General features: G+C 70.6%; 5 protein-coding genes. 4 read left to right on the top strand and 1 reads right to left on the bottom strand.

Annotated elements, in window-relative coordinates; translation table 11 throughout:
• Nucleotides 1–196 precede the first annotated feature (196 nt).
• Together GKQ77_RS26305 and GKQ77_RS33660 are read left to right on the top strand one after the other, a co-directional pair.
• Entirely contained in the window at nucleotides 197–1081 is an 885-nt protein-coding gene (locus GKQ77_RS26305; protein ID WP_219691413.1) for a LysR family transcriptional regulator, read from the top strand.
• A gap of 205 nt (nucleotides 1082–1286) precedes the next feature.
• Nucleotides 1287–1421: a hypothetical protein gene (locus tag GKQ77_RS33660; protein ID WP_258021996.1), complete on the top strand. Its 135-nt coding sequence runs from the start codon at nucleotides 1287–1289 to the stop codon at nucleotides 1419–1421.
• Nucleotides 1422–1428: 7 nt separating this feature from the next.
• Here GKQ77_RS33660 and GKQ77_RS26300 read toward each other — a convergent pair whose 3' ends face one another.
• Nucleotides 1429–3039 carry a purple acid phosphatase family protein gene (locus GKQ77_RS26300; RefSeq protein WP_219691412.1) on the bottom strand — a complete coding sequence of 537 codons (1611 nt, stop codon included), beginning with the start codon at nucleotides 3037–3039 and terminating at the stop codon, nucleotides 1429–1431.
• 129 nt (nucleotides 3040–3168) lie between these two features.
• On the opposite strand from GKQ77_RS26300, the gene GKQ77_RS26295 reads away from it, so the two are divergent.
• Together GKQ77_RS26295 and GKQ77_RS26290 are read left to right on the top strand one after the other, a co-directional pair.
• A complete protein-coding gene (locus GKQ77_RS26295) occupies nucleotides 3169–4218 on the top strand; it encodes a 3-isopropylmalate dehydrogenase (protein WP_219691411.1) in 1050 nt (349 codons plus the stop codon).
• Nucleotides 4219–4462: 244 nt separating this feature from the next.
• Nucleotides 4463–5599, top strand: coding sequence for a branched-chain amino acid aminotransferase (locus GKQ77_RS26290; RefSeq protein WP_219691414.1), 1137 nt, complete (start codon nucleotides 4463–4465; stop codon nucleotides 5597–5599).
• Nucleotides 5600–5716 lie beyond the last annotated feature (117 nt).

The following is a 5716-nucleotide window of genomic DNA, read 5'->3' as shown; positions in this document are numbered from 1 at the left end:
GGGGAAGCCGTGGGGGCGGGCGGTCTGGTGCACGGTCAGTGCGGTCTCGGTCATGTCCGTGACCGTAGGCAGGAATGCCGGGCCCGGACAGAGGGTTGCGCTCATGGAACGGCCCGGTCCATGAAGGGCCCTCATAGAAGCAGGTGGGAGCCCTGATGAACGCCGTACGCGCCGCCGGAAGCGGGCGGGGACTTTGATGAATGCCGTACGCGCCGCCGACCTCGCCCCGCACGAACTCCGCGTCCTCGTCGCCGTCGACCAGGAGCGGGGCTTCACCGCCGCGGCTCGGGCGCTCGGCCTCACCCAGTCCGCGGTCTCCCACTCGATCCGCGGCACGGAACACAAAGTGGGCGCGGTCCTCTTCGAGCGGGGCCGCAAGGGCGCCACGCCCACCCCCGCGGGCGTTGCCGCCGCCGCCCACGCCCGGCGCGTGCTGCGCCTCCTCGACGCCCTCGTCACCGAGGCCCGCGCCGCCGAGCGCGGCGAGGTCACGGGCCCGCTGCGCATCGCCGCGTTCCGCAGCGCGGCCCTGCACCTGCTCCCGGCCGCCCTGGACCGCCTCACCGCCCGCCACCCCGGCATCCGCCCGGAGGTCAGGGTGGTGCGCGAACTGGGCGCGGGCACCGCGGGCGAGGTCGCCGAGGGCCGCGCGGACGTGGGCATCGCGACGCTCGGCGGCACCTCGCCCGTCCCCGCGGGGCTCATCGGTGACGTACTCGTCGAGGAGCCGTACGCCCTCGTGCACCCCGCGGGCCACCCCGACCCGCGCTCCCTGCCACTGGTGGACTGGCACGAGAACTGCGGCTCGTACACGAGGAAGTGGTGGGGCCGGCAGGACTGGATCCCCAGGGCGACCGTCCTCGCCGAGGACGACGGGGCCGTGCTCGCGATGGTCGGCAACGGCCACGGCATGGCGATCATGCCCGCCCTCTCACTGACCGGAGCGCCCGCCTGCGTCGAGATCACCGACCTGGGCGCGGACCGCCCGATCCGCTCCGTGGGCTATGTCACCACCCCTGAGCTGGCCTCTTCCCTTGCCGTCCGGGCCCTGATCCGCGAGTTGCGAGCGGCACGCGCGTGACGGCCGTCTCAGATAGTAGGAAGTCCGAGTAACTGTGGAGACAGATGCGCCGTCCTCCCTTAGCTTTGTAGGAGCCGAACGTCTCGCTCGATCAAGCGAATGGCGGTCGTGAGCCGGAGCCCCACGCAGGCGAACCCTGCCGCTCCGTGGCTCCCCGCCGATTCTGGCCTCTCGAATCACCCTTCCCTCAAGGAGTGGATCTCTCATGGCCGAGAAGACTGCCCGCCGCGTCCGTCACACCTCCCGCAAGGAATCCGAGCGCTCCGAGCGCAAGAACGCCGCCGCGGCGCTCCAGCGCGCCCTCGACCGCAGGGACAACGGCGGGGAAACGGGGCACTGAGCCCGGTTCAGCGGGCCGCGTGTCCGCGTACGACCTGGAAGTGGTCGATGCGCTCGCCGCTCTCGGCGAGCGCGGAGACCGACAGCTTCGGGTGCGCGCCGGCGCTCACCTCCACCGCGAGGAACGAGAAACCGGTGTAGCGCACCCGTGACCACTCGACCGTGTCGGGGTCGCGCCGCCGCGACTTGGTCCAGTGGGAGGTCACGACGTGGTCGTGATCGTGGACGTGACCCTCGTAACTGTCCTTGACGCCGGGACCGAAGCCGTAGAGGTCCTTGCCCGCGCCGCCCGCGGTGACGTACACGATGCCGTCGCGCGTCGGATCGGTCGACGCGCCGATCGGTACGGGCCTGCCGACCTCGCCGCCCTTGATGGCGTCGGTGCGTTCGTAGACGTGGTTGTGGCCGTTGACGACCAGGTCCACCTGGTGCTCGGTGAACAGCGGCAGCCACGCGTCGCGCACCCCGCCGTCGGAGGCGTGCGTCGACGTCGAGTACGCGCAGTGGTGGAAGAAGACGACGATGAAGTCGATCCCCTCGGCCGCCCGCAGCTCGCCGAGCCGCCTGTCGAGCCAGGCCGTCTGCTTCCCGTCCGAGTAGCCCTTGTTGGCGGGGATCTCGTACGAGACGTCGTTGGCGTCCAGGGCGACCACGCCGACGTTGCCGTACGTGAAGGAGTAGACGCCCGGCGCCTCGCGCGGGTCGAAGCCGTTCTCCGGGAGCGACCAGCGCGCGGACTGCCCGCCGTAGCCGTTCGGCGAGTACCACGCCTCCATGTCGTGGTTGCCGGTCGTGACCATCCACGGCACCGACTTCGCGACCGACTCCGTCTGCGCGAGGAAGGTGTCCCACACGCGCGCGTCGTAGGTGTCCGTCTCCTTGCCGTGCCCGGTGGTGTCCGCGTAGCAGATGTCGCCCGCGTGCAGATGGAAGGCGGGATTCTGGCCCAGGATCAGCTGGTCGTTGGCGAGCGCGTGGTAGCTGACGCCCTGGTCGCCGAAGGCCGTGAAGACGAACCTCTCCGGCCGCGCGGGCGCGGTCCTGAACGAGCCGACCGTCGCCATCCGCTCGGGCGAGGCCGGATCGAAGCCGTCGTGGCCGACCCCGTAGTAGTACGTCGTGCCGGGCCTGAGGCCGTCAAGGGCCGCGTGCAGGTAGTACTGGTCGACCGCCGGGAGCTTCTTCGACAGCGAGGGGGTGTGCAGGTCGCGCACCTCCGCCCCGATCCTCTGGCTCAGCTCCCAGGGCTTCAGGCCCACCCGTACATAAGGGGACTTGACGGCGAACGGCACCTGCCAGGAGATCCGCATCTGCGTCTTCGGGTCGGCGCCGAAGGCGAGGTGCCGGCCGAAGGGGGCGACCAGTTTGCCGTCGACCCTCACCGGCGCGGACGAGGCGACCGGCGCGGGCGCGCCTCCGCCGTACGCGCCGCCGTGCGAGCCGTACGAACCGCCCGAACTCCCCGTGAGCAGACCGATGCCGCCGACCGTCCCGGCCGCCGTGAACGAACTGGCGAGCACCTTGCGACGGGAGAGCCTCCCGCGCAGGAACTCGTGCTGCTCGGGCATGCTCATCCGCGCCGCGAGCCGCTCCGGGATGCCGAGATTCGGAGTGTCCATGGCAGGAAATTTCCCAGCGATGCCCAACTCCCGCCAGGCGCCCGGATGAACAGAAGCCGTCCACCAGGCGGCTGTCCGCATGCCGGACATCGCGTGTCATCCCCTGGGACGAGGGGTTAGGCTGCCCGCATGTCGGCTAGCTCTCGCATCCTCAATCTCGCAGTGATCCCCGGTGACGGCATCGGCCAGGAAGTCGTGGCCCAGGGACTCAAGGTCCTCGGCGCGGTCCTCCCGCCGGACGTGAAGCTGGAGACGACGGAGTACGACTTCGGCGCCAAGCGGTACCACGCGACCGGTGAGACGCTCACCGACGCCGACGTCGAAGCCCTCAAGCGGCACGACGCGATCCTCCTCGGCGCCATCGGCGACCCGTCGGTCCCGTCCGGCGTGCTGGAGCGCGGCTTCCTGCTGAAGCTCCGCTTCCTCTTCGACCACCACGTGAACCTGCGGCCCTCGAAGCTGCTCCCGGGTGTCGCGACCCCCCTCAAGGGCCAGCCCGAGATCGACTTCATCGTCGTACGCGAAGGGACCGAGGGCCCCTACACGGGCAACGGCGGCTCGATCCGCACCGGCACCCCGCACGAGGTCGCCACCGAGGTCTCCGTCAACACCGCCTTCGGCGTGGAGCGCGTGGTCCGTGACGCCTTCGCCCGCGCACAGGCCCGCCCGCGCAAGAAGCTGACGCTGGTCCACAAGAACAACGTCCTGGCCTACGCCGGTCACCTCTGGACGAACGTCTTCCACAAGGTGGCCAAGGAGTTCCCCGAGGTCACCACCGACTACATCCACGTCGACGCCGCGACGATCTACCTCGTCACCGACCCCGGCCGCTTCGACGTGATCGTCACCGACAACCTCTTCGGCGACATCATCACCGACCTCGCCGCGGCCGTCTCCGGCGGCATCGGCGTCGCGGCCTCCGGCAACATCAACCCGAGCGGCGAGTTCCCGTCCATGTTCGAGCCCGTGCACGGCTCGGCGCCGGACATCGCGGGCCAGGGCAAGGCCGACCCCTCGGCCACCGTCCTGTCGGTCGCCCTGCTCCTGCGCCACCTCGGGTACGAGCCCGAGGCCGCCCGCATCGAGACCGCCGTCTCCGCCGACCTCGCCGAGCGCGGGGAGAGCGTGCGCACCACCGAGCAGATCGGCGACGCGCTCGCCGTACGAGTAGCGGGCTGACCCGGCAGCTCGAAGATCGACAGAAGCCGCCGGGTCTCGCGAGGCACCCGGCGGCTTCTCGTATGCGGCCCCCGGGTGTCACCATCGACCCCCGGGCCGCACTCCTGCCGTTTCTTCTCCGGGACCCCGCGAGCGATAATCGAACGTGGGGCCGTGAAGACAGGGAAGCTCGGACGTCCTCGTACCGGCTGGTACGGACGTGAGCGCGGTCCGTCACCATCACACCGTGAAGGACGAAGCACTCATGACGACCACGCCGACGACGCCGACGACGCCGACCAAGCCGACCATCGAGCTGAAGCCCTCCTCGTCCCCGCTGGCCGCCGCGGAGCGCGAGGCGATCATGGCCAACCCCGGGTTCGGCCGCCACTTCACCGACCACATGGTGACGATCAAGTGGACGGAGGGCCGCGGCTGGCACGACGGCCAGCTCGTGCCGTACGGACCGCTGGCCCTCGACCCGGCGACGAACGTCCTGCACTACGCGCAGGAGATCTTCGAGGGCCTCAAGGCCTACCGCCAGCCCGACGGCTCGGTGGCCTCCTTCCGCCCCGACGCCAACGCCCGCCGCTTCCAGGCCTCCGCGCGGCGCCTGGCCATGCCCGAGCTGCCCGTCGAGACGTTCATCGAGGCGTGTGACGTGCTGGTGCGGCAGGACAAGGCGTGGGTTCCGGCGCACGGCGGCGAGGAATCCCTCTACCTGCGCCCCTTCATGATCGCCACCGAGGTGGGCCTCGGTGTGAAGCCCGCCAACGAATACCTCTTCGTCGTCATCGCCTCGCCGGCGGGGGCGTACTTCCCCGGCGGTGTGAAGCCCGTCTCGATCTGGCTCTCCGAGGACCGGGTGCGCGCGGTCCCCGGCGGCATGGGCGACGCCAAGACCGGTGGCAACTACGCCGCGTCGCTGCTCGCGCAGGCCGAGGCGGCGGCGAAGGGCTGCGATCAGGTCGCCTACCTCGACGCGGTCGAGCACAAGTGGGTCGAGGAGCTGGGCGGCATGAACCTGTACTTCGTGTACGGGGGCGCGGGCAACGAGAAGCCGGTGATCGTCACCCCGACGCTGACGGGCTCCCTGCTCGCGGGCATCACCCGTGACTCGCTGCTCTCCGTCGCGCGGGACCTCGGGTACGAGTCGAAGGAGGCGCGGGTCTCCATCGACCAGTGGAAGACGGACTCCGAGAACGGCACGCTGACGGAGGTCTTCGCCTGCGGCACGGCGGCGGTCATCACGCCGGTCGGCACGGTCAAGTGCGCGGCGGGGGAGTGGCAGCAGAGCGGGGGCGAGCCGGGTGAGGTCACGATGAAGCTGAGGGACGCGTTGCTGGACATTCAGCGGGGGACGTCTGAGGACGTCCATGGCTGGATGCACGGGCTCGGCTGAGGGCTTTCGCGGTTCTTGTGCGCGGGACCGGTCGGGGGGCGGGGTCTGTGCGGGTTCCTCGTGCCGCGCGGGTGCGTAGTGGCTGATCGCGCAGTTCCCCGCGCCCCCAAGCGGCTC

The organism is Streptomyces anatolicus, from assembly GCF_019400875.1.
Lineage (GTDB): Bacteria > Actinomycetota > Actinomycetes > Streptomycetales > Streptomycetaceae > Streptomyces > Streptomyces anatolicus.
The sequence above is the reverse complement of the archived record's forward strand: the minus strand, read 5'-3'. Positions and strand labels throughout refer to the sequence as shown.